At 38.9% G+C, this 17,820-nt stretch carries 11 protein-coding genes and 2 tRNA genes; 6 read left to right on the top strand and 7 right to left on the bottom strand.

The window, feature by feature from the left end:
* Nucleotides 1-15 precede the first annotated feature (15 nt).
* Nucleotides 16-1,254, bottom strand: coding sequence for an NRAMP family divalent metal transporter (locus tag GKR71_RS11370; RefSeq protein WP_154634302.1), 1,239 nt, complete (start codon nt 1,252-1,254; stop codon nt 16-18).
* A 429-nt stretch (nt 1,255-1,683) separates the two neighbouring features.
* Between GKR71_RS11370 and GKR71_RS11365 the strand changes: the two genes are divergently transcribed.
* The 3 genes from GKR71_RS11365 (at nt 1,684) to GKR71_RS11355 (ending at nt 5,905) form a co-directional block, all read left to right on the top strand.
* Nucleotides 1,684-2,346, top strand: a complete 663-nt coding sequence (locus tag GKR71_RS11365) for a GntR family transcriptional regulator (protein ID WP_036952892.1) — start codon at nt 1,684-1,686, stop codon at nt 2,344-2,346.
* A 395-nt stretch (nt 2,347-2,741) separates the two neighbouring features.
* A complete protein-coding gene (gene gltP, locus GKR71_RS11360; protein WP_036952889.1) occupies nt 2,742-4,049 on the top strand; it encodes a glutamate/aspartate:proton symporter GltP in 1,308 nt (435 codons plus the stop codon).
* Between the two features lie 347 nt (nt 4,050-4,396).
* Nucleotides 4,397-5,905 carry a phosphoethanolamine transferase gene (locus GKR71_RS11355; RefSeq protein WP_154609460.1) on the top strand — a complete coding sequence of 503 codons (1,509 nt, stop codon included), beginning with the start codon at nt 4,397-4,399 and terminating at the stop codon, nt 5,903-5,905.
* A gap of 407 nt (nt 5,906-6,312) precedes the next feature.
* Here GKR71_RS11355 and GKR71_RS11350 read toward each other — a convergent pair whose 3' ends face one another.
* From GKR71_RS11350 to GKR71_RS11340, 4 genes are all read right to left on the bottom strand, one after another.
* The gene (locus GKR71_RS11350; protein WP_108477912.1) at nt 6,313-6,600 is read right to left on the bottom strand and encodes a putative quinol monooxygenase; all 288 of its coding nucleotides are present in this window, start codon (nt 6,598-6,600) and stop codon (nt 6,313-6,315) included.
* A 70-nt stretch (nt 6,601-6,670) separates the two neighbouring features.
* Nucleotides 6,671-6,835 carry a hypothetical protein gene (locus GKR71_RS19910; protein ID WP_165906929.1) on the bottom strand — a complete coding sequence of 55 codons (165 nt, stop codon included), beginning with the start codon at nt 6,833-6,835 and terminating at the stop codon, nt 6,671-6,673.
* Between the two features lie 209 nt (nt 6,836-7,044).
* A tRNA-Thr gene (locus tag GKR71_RS11345) sits at nt 7,045-7,120 on the bottom strand.
* 5 nt (nt 7,121-7,125) lie between these two features.
* A tRNA-Ser gene (locus tag GKR71_RS11340) sits at nt 7,126-7,213 on the bottom strand.
* 215 nt (nt 7,214-7,428) lie between these two features.
* Here GKR71_RS11340 and rcsD point away from each other — a divergent pair.
* A complete protein-coding gene (rcsD, locus tag GKR71_RS11335) occupies nt 7,429-10,128 on the top strand; it encodes a phosphotransferase RcsD (RefSeq protein WP_154609459.1) in 2,700 nt (899 codons plus the stop codon).
* A 1-nt stretch (nt 10,129) separates the two neighbouring features.
* Nucleotides 10,130-10,780 (top strand): response regulator transcription factor RcsB, encoded by a 651-nt coding sequence (rcsB, locus tag GKR71_RS11330; RefSeq protein ID WP_004259923.1) that lies wholly within the window; start codon nt 10,130-10,132, stop codon nt 10,778-10,780.
* Between the two features lie 84 nt (nt 10,781-10,864).
* Here the strand turns inward: rcsB and rcsC are convergent, their stop codons facing one another.
* Both rcsC and gyrA read right to left on the bottom strand, forming a co-directional pair.
* Complete coding sequence (gene rcsC / locus GKR71_RS11325) at nt 10,865-13,717, bottom strand: two-component system sensor histidine kinase RcsC (RefSeq protein WP_154634301.1); 2,853 nt, start codon at nt 13,715-13,717, stop codon at nt 10,865-10,867.
* 147 nt (nt 13,718-13,864) lie between these two features.
* The gene (gene gyrA, locus GKR71_RS11320; protein WP_154599425.1) at nt 13,865-16,468 is read right to left on the bottom strand and encodes a DNA topoisomerase (ATP-hydrolyzing) subunit A; all 2,604 of its coding nucleotides are present in this window, start codon (nt 16,466-16,468) and stop codon (nt 13,865-13,867) included.
* A gap of 329 nt (nt 16,469-16,797) precedes the next feature.
* Here gyrA and ubiG point away from each other — a divergent pair, with 329 nt between their 5' ends.
* Nucleotides 16,798-17,520, top strand: coding sequence for a bifunctional 2-polyprenyl-6-hydroxyphenol methylase/3-demethylubiquinol 3-O-methyltransferase UbiG (gene ubiG, locus GKR71_RS11315; protein ID WP_036952802.1), 723 nt, complete (start codon nt 16,798-16,800; stop codon nt 17,518-17,520).
* Nucleotides 17,521-17,820 lie beyond the last annotated feature (300 nt).

Genomic DNA, 17,820 nt, shown 5'->3' with positions numbered 1-17,820 from the left:
ATCCTTGATAACGACTTATTTTAAGTAGTTGAAAATTGCACTCACGGACATGGCACCCATGTACCACGTTAACACACAGGTCACGACCCCCGACCACAGTAACCAACGTGGATAATGATACCCTTCCATTAAATCTGCACGTTTCCAGCCAATATAGACAAACAGCGTCAGACCAATCGGTAAAATCAAGCCGTTAAAGCCACCGGCAAAGACCAATAGAGCGGCTGGCGCGGTTCCCATAAACAGGTAAACAGCCAATGAAACAGCGATGAACAGGATAGTGGCAATATTACGTTGTCTTTCTGTAATGGAAGATTTGAACGCTTTTAAGAAGCTCATGGAGGTGTACGCTGCACCGATAACGCTAGTCAGTGCTGCCGCCCATAAAATTAAACCGAAAATACGTAAACCGAAATTACCCGCCGCGGCTTGGAAGGCTTGAGAGGCAGGGTTCGCCGCTTTACCTGAAATATCAATCGTCACGCCACTGGCAACCACACCTAAGATGGCTAAAAACAGGACATAGCGCATGACACCGACGACGATAATCCCTTTGGTCGCTGCGCTAGAAACCGCTTTGATGTTTTCGACACCAACTTCGCCTTTATCCAGTAAACGATGCGCCCCTGCGTAGCAGATATAACCACCGACCGTTCCGCCAACAATCGTGGTGATCATCGCAAAATCGACGGTATCAGGGAGTACGCTTTGACGTAACGCTTCACCAATTGGTGGGTTAGATGCAATCATCACAAAGAGGGTTAGACCAATCATGACCAAACCTAATGCAATGATTAATCTATCAATAAAACTACTAGCTTTGCGGGACGAGAATATATAAATCGCTAAGAGCGCACTGAGTAAACCGCCCCATTTAGGGTCAAGACCAACGAGTGCATTCAAACCTAAACCAGCCCCAGCAATGTTACCAATATTAAATATCAATCCACCAAAGATGACTAACACCGCCAGTAAATAGCCACTTCCGGGAATTGTCGCATTGGCGATATCGGATGAGTGCATTTTCGTGAGTGTCACCACTCGCCAAATATTTTGCTGTACCACGAAATCAATCACGATGGAGGCTAAAATACCAAAAGCAAACGCGGCACCTAAAGTAACGGTAAATGTCGCGGTTTGGGTGATAAATCCGGGACCAATCGCTGATGTTGCCATTAAAAAAATAGCGCCAATCAGCGAGGAACGACGTTTCTTCACATATTCTGCTGTCGAGATATTTTCATGAGCTGCCATATGCATACTCCTCTGTAGTTTTTGTTGTTATCTGTATTTTGATGTTGTGCAAGTTTTTTAATACTGAACTCATTTGTAGAGGCAATTTTCGTGCCATTGTTCTATCAATGGTATGGATTGTTAATTTATTGAATGAAGATTGTTGAACAATTAATACGGAGCGATGAATAATTAAGCAATCAAAATCGTTTCTGGTAAGTTAAAAATCAAATCTTGATCACTTTTTTAACAATTAATGTTTATCTGTAACATTAAGAATGAGAGGTGTAATACGTCAAAGCACCAATTTGGTGCTCAAAAAGGAAAATGCCCTGAATTAGTGCATAAAAGGAGTCTTGCTGCCCTACAGCGAATATGTGAAGATAGCGCTCAAATACCTGTTTTAATGAACTGTTCACCCTACTTTTCTTCAACTAGGCTCACCTTTTTATGAAAAAACAGCCCGTCGCACAAACCTTGTCAGTCACTATCGCAGAAACTATCCGCCATAAAATTACGATTGGTGAGTTAACGCCGGGACAACGTTTATCAGAAGCCGCATTGAGTGAAGAGTTGGATATTTCCCGTAATACCTTAAGGGAAGTCTTTCGTGTATTAACCCAAGAAGGTCTACTCACCTACGCTCCCAATAAAGGGGTGTATGTTTCCGTCCCTGATATGGCGGCGATTATTGATATTTACCAAGTGCGTCGATTAATTGAATGTGATTCATTGACCCATGCTTATGCCCTGCATCCTGCCGTTCAAAAAATGAAACTCGCTGTCGCTGAAGCTCGAGAGCATGAAAATACGGAAGATTGGGTAGGTGTCGGTACCGCCAATATGAAGTTTCATACCGCGATTGTGGAATTGTCGGACAGTGAAAGGTTAATTAAGCTTTATCATAATATTGCCGCTGAACTACGTTTAGCTTTTGGTCATTTAAATGATGCCAAACTGCTCTATGCTCCCTACATTGATAAAAACCAAGCTATTTTAGAGTTACTTGATGCAGGTAAAAATCAAGAAGCGGCCGCAGCACTTTTACACTACCTCGATTTATCTGAACGCACATTACTTGCCGCCTACAAGCGCAGCCAATCACTGCTATAAAATCCTCATTTTTACAGATGGCTCGCTTTATCCCATGTCTTTTGTTACCCCTTTATTTTTTTAATTCAATATCTATGCAAATAATTTTGCATAGATATTGCAGAATTAAACACTCCACAGAAAATCCAACTCATAAAAATTGTATTTAACAATCTTTATAGATTAGATTAATCACTTTTTATTATCAATTTAGCAACACATATAGATACAAATAGAAATAAATATTAACAAATCATTTAATTTCAGAAACTTAATTTACAATTTGTTATAAGTAACCATTGTAAATAACTCTACTTTCTCGAATAAATGATTGTGGTTTTTCCGAATATTGGTTATAAAACTGAGCATAATAAAAATACAATGTTAAATATTATTAATATAAACGAGAATTATTTATGACACTAAACAACATCGTTCCAAAAAAACCGTTTAAATTTGGGTTAGGGTGGCAGATTCTAGTTGCGCTTTTTTTAGGTGTTATCGTTGGTGCTTTACTGCATGAAAGCGTGGAATACAAAGATTGGTTAATACTGAATGTTCTCTCTCCCGCCGGTAAGATTTTTATTCAGTTAATCAAAATGATTGTGGTACCTATCGTCATTTCGACCTTGATTGTGGGGATCGCTGGTGTCGGGAATACAAAACAATTAGGCACATTGGGTTTCAAAACGATTCTTTACTTTGAAATCATTACTACCATTGCCATCATTGTGGGTATTTCGTTTGCCAATATCTTCCAACCAGGTGTGGGCATTGATATGTCTCAGCTCACTCAAGTGGATATTTCTCAGTACCAAAAAACGACGCAGGAGGTTGCTAGCCATCCTTCAGGGATCGTGAATACTTTATTATCTTTGGTACCGAGCAATATTTTTGCTGCCATGGCGAGTGGCGATATGCTTCCTGTTATTTTCTTCGCGGTTTTATTTGGTTTAGGATTATCTTCTCTACCAGTAGCAAAGAAACAGCCACTATTAGATGTTCTGCAAACTTTTTCTGAAACCATGTTCCGCGTGACTAACATGATCATGATGTATGCACCAATCGGGGTGTTTGCATTAATTTCCGTCACCGTTGCAAACTTTGGGTTTACTTCACTGGTTCCTCTGCTGAAGTTAGTTATTTTGGTTCACTGTGCGATTATTTTCTTCGCTGTTGTGGTGCTCGGAATTGTTGCACGTTATTGCAAAATTAATATTTTTACTCTGATGAGAATATTAAAGGATGAGTTGCTGCTTGCTTATTCAACCGCCAGCTCTGAAACTGTACTTCCTCGTATTATGGATAAAATGGAGAAGTATGGTGCACCAAAATCTGTCACCAGTTTCGTTATCCCAATTGGTTATTCATTTAACTTAGATGGTTCCACCTTATATCAAAGTATCGCTGCCATTTTTATTGCTCAGCTATATGGTATTGAGCTGTCATTAGGGCAAGAGCTTATTTTAGTCTTTACCTTAATGATCACGTCAAAAGGTATTGCAGGGGTTCCGGGAGTTTCATTCGTCGTCTTGCTGGCAACGTTAGGCTCTGTGGGGATTCCATTAGAAGGTTTGGCATTCATTGCCGGTGTTGACCGTATTCTCGATATGGCAAGGACTGCACTTAATGTGGTTGGTAACGCATTAGCTGCCTTGATTATCGCCAAATGGGAACACAATTATGATGAGAAAAAAGCCCGAGAGTATGAGGAAAGTTTTTAATTAAAGACTAAATATCCAGGCTCTTCTTATTTCTAATTTCTAACCCTAGCCATCTTTAAACGATTAAAGATGGCTTTGAATCAGCGTATTCATCGTTGATTGCCCTCACTCATCCCTATAAAAATTATTTTACCATTCAATCAGTTATGCTAATATCACCTAAAATCAGTTAATTATTAGAAATAATACCTAGCTTTATCAAAAAATGATTTATTAAATATTTTTTATTATACTATTATTTCATTCTACTGCTGATATTTGTACACTATTGGATCTACGATTGATATATACTCAATGATACATGCTAAGCGATAACCTCTTACTCAAAAACAGAAATTGATGAAAATATGCACAACTTAGTGAAAAATAATTTCTTATTAAAATTTATTGCGTTATTTTTGTTCTTTACCGCTATTCATTATGCAATGGGTTACCACTTCAAGATTTTCTACATCCTAGCCATCACAGGAATATTAATTGTCGTTAATGACTATCCTAAAGTGTATAAAACCATTATTGCCATTTATACCCTAGTGGGTATCTTCTATCTACCTGTAGGGTTACTTTACGGCTATCCTGATTATAATATCTTTTCATCTTTTTATTATACGGATAGCGAGGAAGCTAAAGGCTTTCTTAAAAACATCAATTACAAGTATTATTTATTATCAATTCTTCTCTTGTGTTTCAGTTATTTCATATTCAAATTGAAGTTTGAGGTTAATAAAAAAAGTAAATTTGCTTTCTCTGCTATTTTTTTGATAATCACCGCGATATCTCCTATTAAAGCTATTTCTGAAGGAAGCTGGCGGTTACTTTTAACATCTGGATTACCTGAGTATCGTTTCTTTACTGAAAGCCTCTTTTACCTAGATTATTTACAGCAAGAAAAAAAATCTATTGAAGGTAATGATACCTTTGAAACAGTCACCTCCAATCCTAAATATCATGTTTATGTCATTGTTATTGGCGAAAGTGTTCGCCGTGACTTCATGCACAGTTATGGTTTTCCAATAGAAAACACCCCTTTTACCGATACAGTAAAAGGCTATATATTCGATAATTATATTTCTGCATCAGGTTCAACCAACCTTTCGTTGTCAAATACCTTATCTTTATATCCAAAAATGCAAAATAATATTATTTCTCTCGCAAACAAAGCGGGTTTCAAAACTTTTTGGATTTCGAGACAAGGCACTTACGGTAAACATGATGGTCCTGTAGCATCAATCGCCAAGCGTGCAACACATGCTTATTTTGTCGGTGGAAGTGCGTTACTCGATAATAATGTTATGTCTCAAGATGCCTCTGTAATCCCTAATTTTGTAGAATCCTTAGAGCAGCCTGCTCAACATAAGCTTATTGTGGTGCATTTAATTGGTAGCCATTCACCATTCTGCGATAGAATTGATAACACTTATGAGCAATTTCATATAAGCGACAAACTTTCTTGCTATATTCAATCTATTAAGAATACGGATATCTTGTTATCTCAAATTCAGCAACTACTTATAAAACAAAATACATCATGGTCTATGCTTTACTTTTCTGACCATGGTCTGTCTTTTATCGACAACCAAACTGATCTGATCCATGGTGATAAAACACGGCAAAATTATGAAGTACCGTTTTTTATCACATCGTCTGATTCCACTCAACGCGAGGTTATTTCTACTCGTCGAAGTGCAATGAGTTTTATGACATTATTCTCTCAGTGGACTGGAATATCGGAGAAGAGTATTTCTCAATCATGTACAATGATTTCGAATCAAGAATGTGAAAATCAAAATACCGTCATTAATTTTGATAAAGATTCAATGAACTTTGAACGTCTTAATAACGATAAAAAGAAATAAAATACCAATCAAAGGCGATAAATTAACTCAGTTTATCGCCTTTTTAATAGTTACCTTTACGTAATTTGAAATTTAATTTATTACTTATGTGATATTTACTCGCAAGATTTCATTTCATTGCTACGCTAAATATACACTTTAATTTAGGTCATTCTTTATTTGGGTTTGCAGCAATGAATCAAGTCAGACGCTTTCTTTTATTCTTAAAAGTTTTACAGCACCTAATGATTATCTTTGTATTTACCCTGTCATATTTTATGTTTCAGAATTGGCTATAATTCGATAAAGTTGAACGTAAACCCAAAGCCCCCTTCTATAGTAAAACAATACACCGACTATTTAGGGGGAGCTTCTGAGACATTATTTGGATGAGTTTTACATACGATACTTAAATGAATTCTTCCGTGTTAAAACGCCGCATCCATCAAGATAAATTTAGGCTCAGCTCTTTGATAGCGGTTAATCATCGGTACTAATCGTTGGAAGTGTTCAGACGCACAATGTGAATCTAATGCAGCACGATTCGGCCACTCTTCAATAAAAACAAAATGCCCAGGATCCTTTTCATCAATATAAAGATCATAAGCGATACATAGCGGTTCTTTCTTTGTGGCTTCAACAAGTGCCTTATAGAGCGGCAATACAATTTCTACCGCTTCCGGCTTGATAAAATCTTCAGCAATGACTTTTAGCATGGTAATCCTCTTTGTTTAGCTTGTTAAAACTCAAATCAATCCCTTTCAACTAAGCGAGCTTCAAAAGCTCTTATTGATTCAGCTTATCATCCACATTTTTAATTATCTGCGCTAATTTTGCTTTATCTTTATCAGAGAGATAGTCATGGTATTTTTCAACAAAGCGCTGGATTCGCTCTGCCCCAGCAATAATTATCTGAGCAGCCTTGTTGATGTCATCTTGATGGGTATTCATGTTGAACCTCATTAATCTGTGCCATGACAAAGAAGGTACCATGCGTTTAATAAATGATCACCAAACTAACCTTTAGTGACATATGAGGATTACTGAAAACAGATATTGTCGACGGACGGAGCATACGGAAAATACAGCGTAAAACAGAGGGTATAGATGACTGGCAAAGAAAAAACCCGCTACATCTTTCGATGTAGCGGGTTCTTATTTGGTGCCGGCTACCGGAGTCGAACTGGTGACCTACTGATTACAAGTCAGTTGCTCTACCAACTGAGCTAAGCCGGCTAATTTGGCGGAGAGATAGAGATTCGAACTCTAGGATGGTTTCCCATCGGCGGTTTTCAAGACCGCTGCCTTCAGCCGCTCGGCCATCTCTCCATGGGGCGCGATTATGGAGGAATCCCGGGGGCTTGTCTACCCCTGATAGTAAAATAATTGCATTTTTTTGTTCGTTTGACTAATCTTCACTCAATTGTTCTCTATTGCCCTAAAAAAATGCTAATATCTGTGCAAAATCAGTGTCTATAACGTACCTAGGCGTATGATTTTTAATCTGATTAATCTAATTTGCCAGTGTGACGGCGTGGGACTGTATGTACAAACAATCATTATTAAAACCGAATGTTCTTTCTCGCATTTTTATTGCCTTTATTGTGCTGCTCGTCACAATGCTGTCGTTGTCCCTCTATAATTATTATCACGCATGGATGTTAGCGCACCAAACGGCCATCAACACTCTCGCTAATCGACTCGCTTATCAAATTGAAGATTATCGCTATCAAGCGGGTCACATCTATAAGCTTGCCAATGATAAAACTACACCTGACTCTGTTAACGACATTTCCGTGACTGAAATGCGCCACGATGTTTATTGGCTAAGTAGCAATAACCAGACCATTGATTCCATTGTGTTTGGTCTCAATAAACCAAGCAGTAAAGTCTTAGCGACAAAGCTCGCAAACTATATGGAGATTGTATGGGGGGCACGGAATGAATTTAACTCCATGTACTACCTTAATGGTCAAGACAACTCCTTAGTTCTGGTAACTACCCATTCCATTCTAAAACCAGAGTTACGCTATAAAGAAAGCTATTTAACGCTAACGGCGGAAGATAAGCGCTCTGATATGATCACCCAATCGACATTATTAGATCGCCGTGAAGTTATCTCCAATATGCAGAAAAATGCCCAAGATAATGTTTACTTCTATACCTATCGTTTAGTCTTTAACTCGCCAGGGCGCCTTAGTAGTGTGATCTCCTTTGATATTTCTATCAATTCAATCCTCCCCTTTACATTACAGGGTGATGATATTTCGATTTCACAGCGACCAAACAATCAAGAAAATAGCCAAGCGGCCAGCGAACTCGTCGGCACCAGCCTTATGCTATCTCAACCCATTGAAGGCACTAATTACCAGATTAGCTATACCCTTTCTCTGAAAAGTATTATTTTCGGGGTGCTAAGTTACAATTTTTGGCTAATTACCTGCATGATTGCGGTCAGTATTTTGGCGCTGATCACCACCATGTTTATTCGCAAACGAATTATTTCACCCAATGCTTCAATGCTGGATGAGCTCCAGTTTAAAGATGCCCTCAATAATGACATTCTTAACCATATTTCTTATGGCATCCTAGTCTTTGATTTTAATAGTAATAAAAAATTATTAAGTAACAGTATCGCGAATCACTTATTACCGTCTATGGATCTGATACATATCAAAGAAATGGCAACCGATCATAATGATGTCATTCAAGTTTCCATAGAAAACAATATCTATGAAATCATTTTGGTGAAAAGCTTAATTAAAGAAAACACCATTTTGTTTATCATCATAGATAAAGATAAAGAAGTTCTGACGCAAAAACGCCAAGAAATGGCTACGCGTGAGCATCAACGAAATATTCAACTTAGAAAAGTGGTTTTCGAAAATATTTGCCAGGAAATTCTACCCGCTGTTAACCAAATTGATGCCAAATTTAACCAATTAAGCTCTTCACTTGGTGAGCCTAAAAATCCATTATTATCTGAAATTCAAAACCAACTGTTTTATATCAATAATTGGTTTAGAAATATCGAACTTATTAGTCAATTAGAAACTCAACAGATTGAGTTTAAAACAGAAAAGTTTGCTATTGGTCAGATGATTAACCAATATCTTAAACAAAATTTAGCGCATTTAAATCGAAAAGGACTTTCGTTCTATTTTTATAACAACATTAATCCTGACTCATTAATTGAAAATAACCCGGATTATTTCCAGACTTTATTCCAATTAATTTGGGAATACTCAATAGAAACTACAGCCTTTGGTAAAATTACCGTTTCAATTGACTATATTGAAGAAAAAAGTGAAGTTTCTATTGATATAAAAGACAGCGGAATTGGGTTAACTCATATTGAATTGAATAACTTGCAAAGCCCATTCACAGGGAAAGCACAAAGTTCAAATCAATTTAAGCGTTCAGGCATGACCTTTTACCTCTGCAAATTATTAACGAAAAAAATGCAGGGAACATTTAGTATCAAGTCAAGTGATGCCATCGGTAGCCATTATCAAATTAAGCTCCCTGCGCAATCCCAGATGCAAAGCCATGAATACCCTGCTCTGCTTGAAGATATGTATATTCGCTTGAATATTCAGAATATTGATACTCGTCGCATTGTTAAACAGACCTTATCGCATTATGGTGCAGAGTTTCTTGATATCGATGAGAGCTCACCACATAGCCACTGGGATCTCTTGATCGCCGACAATGATGACGTTTCCTTTAATAACATAATTAAAGTTAAGGGAAATCTATCTTCAATAAATTGTATTAACCCAAATTATATTGAAGTTAACTACAATTTCGCGGATGAACTTATCGATGCTATCTCATTATTGATAGAACAAGCGAATGAGACAGAAGATAATAATGAATCCAACCTATCTTCATCACTCGTTCTACGAGAAAATAACTCTCAGTCGAATAATTCTGTCGATAATATTATTTCAGGCTATCATTTAATTCTGTCGAAGAGCGATTATAAAGATTTGTTTATCTCAACAGTACCGATAGATATTAATAAACTGTATAATAGTGAAAGTGTTGCGAATTTAACCGAATTAAAAGACACTGCACATCGTTTAAAAGGAGTTTTTGCTATGCTTGAATTCCATTATCTTCATAAACTTTGTGAAGATTTGGAACATTACATAGCAGATGAAAACGGATTTGAAATAAAAAATTGCATTAGAGAACTGGATGTCTCAGTGAAAAGACTAATGCCAGAAGGTAACCAATAATATGAATAACCTAAATGTCATTGTTGCCGATGATCATCCTATTGTTCTTTTCGGTATCAGAAAGTCGCTTGAACAGATTGAATGGGTAAACATCGTCGGTGAATTTGAAGATTCTACTTCTTTAATTAATAACTTAGCGCGCCTGAATGCAGACGTTCTGGTTACTGATTTGTCTATGCCTGGCGATAAATACGGCGATGGTATTACATTAATTAAATACATTAAGCGTCACTACCCTGACTTATCGATTATTGTCCTCACCATGAACAATAATCCGGCGATCTTAAGCGCTATTCTTGAGCTTGATATTGAAGGTATCGTACTAAAACAAGGTGCGCCTGCTGACTTACCAAAAGCGCTAGCTGCCTTACAAAAAGGGAAGAAATTTACCCCTGAAAGCGTAAGTAAATTGCTTGAGAAAGTGAATGCGAGTGGATATGGCGATAAGCGTTTATCACCAAAAGAAAGTGAAGTGCTACGCTTATTTGCAGAAGGATTCTTAGTCACTGAGATTGCTAAAAAACTAAATCGCAGCATCAAAACCATTAGTAGCCAGAAAAAATCAGCGATGTTAAAGCTGGGTGTTGAAAATGATATCGCACTGCTGAATTACCTTTCATCAGTCAGTATCGACAATTCCCCTTCTGAATAATCGTTTTTTGGCACTAAAATAGAAGCCCGTTCAGGGCTTTTATTTTTTCTATTCAATATGTTAACTGTTTAATAAATAATTTATTCACTCATTAGGTTTAACATATTTCACCAACGACTCCCGTAGCACACTGATCGATGTAGGCTTCGAGAGACAATCATTCATACCCGCATCAAGACAACGCTGCTTCTCTTCTGCCATGGCATTTGCCGTTAACGCTACAATAGGCTGCCTAAAACCTTGTTCTCGCAACGTGCGCGCCAATTGATAACCGTCCATATTGGGCATATTCACATCAGAAAGAACAATGTCCGCATGATTATGCTCAAGGAATTTCAACGCATCTAATCCATCGACTGCCGTACTTGTCATAAAGCCAATGCTTGTCAGCTGCTCTGTCAATAGCATTCGGTTAATAGGATGGTCATCAACAATTAAGACTTTAAACGTATTCAAATCTGCATCGGCATCTTCAAGGTCATGGTTCTCTAAACTCTCTTTAGTACCTTGAACCAACTTAACAATGATTTTATCAATCAACATTGGCAGCTTATCGAGCTGATAAGTGTTATAGAGCCAATTACTTGGTTGAGTTTCAAATAATTCACCTGAATATAAACTACTGAGTTTCAGCAAGTTTCTATTCTGTAAGGCAACACTTTCTTGGGTATCCGTAATCAACAAGTCATACGTCTCATTGATATCAATGGATGAGCCCGTTACCACATTAAAATGATGGTGTTCGAGCAATCTTACAAGAAAATCAATTAAGAATGCATTTTGACCCGTCACGGCGACACGGTAATTTTTTCGGTACTCAGGAATAACGGGTTCTAAATATTGCTGGTCATAGAGTGGAATGCGGATCGTAAACGTACTCCCCAGCCCCGCTTGAGAATCCACACCAATATCACCATCCATCAAGTTGATGAGTTTCTCACAAATAGCAAGCCCTAACCCTGTCCCTTTGTGTCCATTATTTTGATCGTATACTTGGAAGAATGGGTCAAATAATTGCATAACCACTGCTGGGGTCATTCCAATCCCCGAATCTTTGACTTCAATTTTTAAATAATTTTCATCTTTCCAAACATGCAGCATCACAAAACCAGAGTCTGTGAACTTTATGCTGTTATTCACAATATTGGAGATAACTTGTTGTAGGCGCACTGGGTCGCTAAGCATCATGTCTGGAATATTCGGCTCAATATAAGAGTAGAGTGACACTTGTTTTTTAGTTGCTAAAGGGACGTAGTTAGCAAGAACATAAGCAAATACATTGCGGCAATTGAATAATTTATTTTCTATTTTTAATTGTTTGGATTCAATTTTGGAGAAATCCAAAATATCACTGATAATCTGCAACAATAGCGATGACGAATTATCCATTGTAGAAACTAATCGAAGCGCTTTATCTGATAAATCATACCGTTGCAATAACTCAATATTACCGATGATCCCATACAACGGTGTTCTTAATTCATGGCTCACCGTGGCTAAGAACATCGATTTCGCTTGGTTCGCCTGATCCGCTGCATCTGCGACATCCTGCAATGATTTTTCCATCTGCACACGAATACTAATGTCGATCAATACGCAGATAGCCACATCTTCATTTTGATAACGTGAATTCACAAAACTAATTTGTAGATGGGTGCCATTCGTTGCAACAACATCAATATAGTTGCTAGATTTTTGACGAATAATCGTCAAAATTCGCTGTTTATCATCTTCACTCAGTAAACGGAAATAGTTATGTGCGAGCTCATTACTCAGAATATTGCCGCCATCACTTAGCCTTAGGATAATGATCCCAACAGGAGCTGATGCCACAATTTTATGGTTAAATTGTTCATGCTCTTCAAGACGAATCGCCGTATTGGCAGCAGGCTCTAACATTCGTCTTTCTAATAACCAAATTAAAAAGAAGATTAACGTACCAGACAAAATATTAATTAATATTGCGTAAATTATTGATGTTTTTAGGTTGCTGATTAAATACGATGTCTCAATTGAATAAATAACCGTTAGTTGCGAAGGTGCTAAACGCTTCTTAAAAAACAGCTGAGTATAATCAGAGTTAAAACCGAAATAATTTATCTCTCCAGATGTCAGCAATGGTGAATTTTTAATATTCGAATCTGATGAAGTGTAGAGAACAGGTTGATTTGATGAGTTAATTAATGTGATTTCAACGGCTGGATTATTACGTAAATTAAACTGATTTAAGTTTATCGCTCGCTCAATCCCAATAAAACCAACAATTAAGCTTTTCTCATAAATAGGGATCATCAAATAGAGTTGACCATTTGATGGTTGAGAACTGTGGGTGATGGTATATAAATTGCGCTCTTGACCCTGCTGTCTTAACTGTTTGTAGATCCGCGCATTGTCATAGACCACTTTTTTTAGCGTATCAATATCAGAAACTGCAGCACGAATTGAATAATCCATCATGCAGTAACTGCCTGTTCCAAAGACAAATACGTGATTTAAGCCTTGGGGGACCGCAATGCTGTCTTTCCAGAAAATATTGAGTTGTTCAAAAGCAGAAAGATAATTCTGAGTTCGCTGCTTAAATACATCACAATCTGCCGATGGCATGAGTGGATATAGCGAGTATGACGTGGATGCGGGTAAAGTGATATCTTCTTGTTGAATACCCACTTTTTGTTGATGTTCTTCGTCTTTGAGTCGTTGCTGCTCCGTCATGGAATGAATAAGGCGAAGTGTAGCATTTGACTGCTGAATATAAACTTGCAGGTTTTCATAACCAGAATGGAATTGCTGGCGCAGATCAGATTTATGTTCATTGAATTGCATATAAAGGAAAAACAGAGTGATGAAAAGCCCCATTCCCCATAGCATAACGCCTAGGACACGAAAAAGATCTCTAGATAATCTGAGGGATGTTTTAAACGAGGGTAAATATCTCAATCCGTTACCTACAAGTACATTATCACTAATACTGAGTATACTCGATTAACTCAATGAAAAGCGACAACCAATAACTTCCATGTATATTGCTAGTGTAAAGATACAAAAACGGGCGGATAATCCGCCCGTTTCATTGATGAATGATACTTACTCTTCGGTATCTGCATCAGTTTGTGCTTCACCGTCAACATCAATACCCTCTTCATCGGTATTGTCATCGTCTTCAGTTTCAGCAACACGTTGTAAACCAACTACTTTTTCATCTTCAGCAGTACGGATCAGCGTCACACCTTGAGTATTACGTCCAACGACGCTAACTTCAGAAACGCGGGTACGAACCAGAGTCCCAGCATCCGTAATCATCATAATTTGGTCGGTATCCTCAACTTGGATAGCGCCAACAACTTGACCATTACGCTCGCTCACTTTAATAGAGATAACCCCTTGAGTTGCACGAGATTTTGTTGGGTATTCTGCTTCTTCAGTACGCTTACCGAAGCCGTTTTCAGTCACGGTCAGAATATGGCCTTCACCACGAGGAATAATTAAAGAAACAACTTTATCGTCGTCCATTAATTTAATACCGCGAACACCTGTCGCTGTACGTCCCATCGCACGAACCGCATCTTCTGCAAAGCGCACCACTTTACCTTGCGCAGAGAACAGCATGACTTCATTGCTACCGTTGGTTAAATCAACACCAATCAGCTCATCGCCTTCATTCAAGTTCACGGCAATAATACCGGCACTTCTTGGGCGACTGAAATCTTGCAGAGGGGTTTTCTTCACGGTACCGCTCGCGGTCGCCATAAAGACATAATAGCCCTCTTCGTATTCACGCACTGGTAAAATCGCGGTGATACGTTCATCTTGCTCAAGTGGCAGTAAGTTCACAATTGGACGTCCACGAGCACCACGGCTAGCTTCAGGCAATTGATAGACTTTCATCCAATATAAGCGACCACGACTGGAGAAACACAAGATAGTATCGTGGGTATTCGCCACCAGCAGACGCTCAATAAAGTCTTCTTCTTTAATACGCGCTGCGGATTTACCTTTACCACCACGGCGTTGTGCTTCGTAGTCAGACAATGGCTGATACTTCACATAACCTTGGTGAGATAGCGTTACCACCACATCTTCTTGGTTGATCAAATCTTCAATATTGATATCTGCGGTATTTTCAGTGATCTCAGTACGACGCGGGTCGTTATAAGCATCACGAATTGCTTCTAACTCTTCACGAATAACTTCCATTAAACGCTCAGGGCTACGCAGAATAAACAGTAATTCTTCGATTTGTTTCAGAAGTTCACGGTACTCTTCCAGCAGTTTTTCATGCTCAAGACCGGTTAATTTCTGTAAACGCAGATCCAAAATTGCTTGTGCTTGCTGTTCAGTCAGGAAATATTGACCTTCATGAACACCATATTGTGGCTCTAACCACTCAGGACGTGCAGCATCATCACCCGCACGTTCCAGCATCGCAGCAACATTACCCAGAGCCCAAGAACGGGCAATCAGCCCAGCTTTTGCTTCAGCTGGTGTTGGTGCTTTACGGATCAATTCGATAATTGGGTCGATATTCGCCAGTGCCACCGCCAACGCTTCAAGGATGTGCGCACGGTCACGGGCTTTACGCAGTTCGAAAATAGTACGGCGTGTAACAACTTCACGACGATGGCGAACAAACGCGGCAATAATATCTTTCAGGTTCAAGATTTTTGGTTGACCCTGATGCAGTGCCACCATGTTGATACCGAAAGAAACTTGCAATTGCGTCAGTGAATACAGGTTATTTAGTACTACTTCGCCGACTGCATCGCGCTTAATTTCAATGACAATACGCATACCGTCTTTATCAGACTCATCACGCAGTGCACTGATACCTTCAACGCGTTTTTCTTTAACTAATTCCGCAATTTTTTCAATCAAGCGCGCTTTGTTCACTTGATACGGAATTTCGTTGACGATAATGGTTTCACGACCATTTTTCTCATCAACTTCGACCTCGGCACGTGCACGAATGTACACTTTACCGCGACCGGTACGATACGCATCGATAATACCACGACGACCATTGATAATAGCGGCAGTCGGGAAGTCAGGGCCTGGGATGTGTTCCATCAAGCCTTCGATACTAATATCTTCGTCTTCTATATAAGCTAAGCAACCATTAATCACTTCCCCTAAGTTGTGCGGAGGAATGTTAGTGGCCATCCCGACAGCAATCCCTGAAGAACCATTGACCAAAAGGTTAGGTATCTTCGTTGGCATCACTTCTGGGATTTGCTCTGTACCATCATAGTTAGGAACAAAGTCTACGGTTTCTTTTTCTAAATCAGCCAGCATTTCATGGGCAATTTTCGCCATACGGATTTCCGTATAACGCATTGCAGCGGCGGAGTCTCCGTCAACTGAACCAAAGTTCCCCTGACCATCTACCAGCATGTAGCGCATAGAGAAAGGCTGCGCGAGACGAACGATGGTCTCATAAACGGCGCTGTCTCCATGTGGATGGTATTTACCGATGACGTCCCCAACGATACGGGCAGACTTTTTATAGGGTTTATTCCAATCATTTCCCAGTACATTCATCGCAAATAACACTCGGCGGTGTACTGGCTTCAGCCCATCTCGAACATCTGGAAGTGCACGGCCGACGATAACGGACATTGCATAATCCAAATAGGAACTTTTCAGTTCTTCTTCGATATTGACTGGGGTGATTTCTCTGGCAATCTCGCTCATGGAACCACTGTCCCTCATAACTTCAGATTCAAAGAGTAAACTATACCACAACTCCCTTATTTAATTAAGAGATAAGAGAAGTGAGTATTTGTCTTTCAAGCTATGTATAATAGCGGAAAAATGCGCTTATGTGTCCGAATCTTGTAGATTTTCAAGCAATAGTCTCTCAAGGATTTTCATATTTGGTCCATAATCCCAATAAATTAACTCACGGGCGACTATCGTCCCATTACGAATTCCAACCTGTTTTTGCATTTTGCAAAATAAATATAGTCCAATAGGTAAAAATAAGTAATGCGAGGATAGAAATAGATATAGGAGTTCCTCAGATGAATGATACCCAAGACCAAACGTACCTAAACGTCGACAAACAAGAAATTGAAAAGTTTGAATCGATAGCATCACGTTGGTGGGATCTTGAAGGCGAGTTTGCCCCATTACACCGCATTAATCCGCTGCGTTTAGGCTACATCATGCAACGTGTAGACGGCATTTTTGGTAAGAAAATCCTCGACGTTGGCTGCGGTGGCGGTATTTTATCTGAAAGCATGGCGCGCGAAGGTGCGGATGTCACGGGTTTAGATATGGGTGCAGACCCATTAATGGTCGCTCGTCTACACTCTCTGGAATCGGGCATTCCTGTGGAATACGTCCAAGAAACCGTCGAACAGCATGCAGATAAACACCCTCAGAGCTACGATATCGTCACTTGCATGGAAATGCTTGAGCACGTTCCAGACCCAGAATCTGTGGTAAGAGCCTGCGCGAAATTAGTTAAACCTGGCGGACATGTTATTTTTTCCACCATTAATCGCAACAGAAAAGCATGGCTAATGGCTGTCGTGGCAGCGGAATATGTGATGAAAATGGTTCCAAAAGGCACCCATGATGCTAATAAGTTTATCCGCCCATCCGAATTAATTAGCTGGGTCGATAAAACGCAATTAAAAGAACAACATATGATGGGACTGCATTATAATCCAATCACCGATAAATTTTGGTTAGGCCCTAACGTTGATGTGAACTATATGCTGCATACGATCAGCGAATAAATAGCAAGCGGTACGTTTAAGAAAACAGCAAACGGTCTCAACTTTACAAAATAATTTTTAGGTTAATGTCGGTAAGTCAATTTTTGGCAACTCCACTTCTCATGCTGCTTACCGACATGATCAATTTTTCTTATCCAGTTGTTATCCACAAAAACTATCAGATTTGTACACTTGATAAAATCGCACATTAACATTATCTTGTTATTAGATTCTTAACAAACTACTACATATAGTGGTCATCACAAATATAATATACAAGTCTCATGATTGTTCATCATGAGCTTTTTTACGTTTGGGAGA

The sequence above is a fragment of the Providencia sp. wls1922 genome (assembly GCF_009706505.1).
GTDB classification, from domain to species: domain Bacteria; phylum Pseudomonadota; class Gammaproteobacteria; order Enterobacterales; family Enterobacteriaceae; genus Providencia; species Providencia lanzhouensis.
Note: the sequence above shows the minus strand (reverse complement) of the source record. Positions and strands in the feature narration are given on the sequence as shown.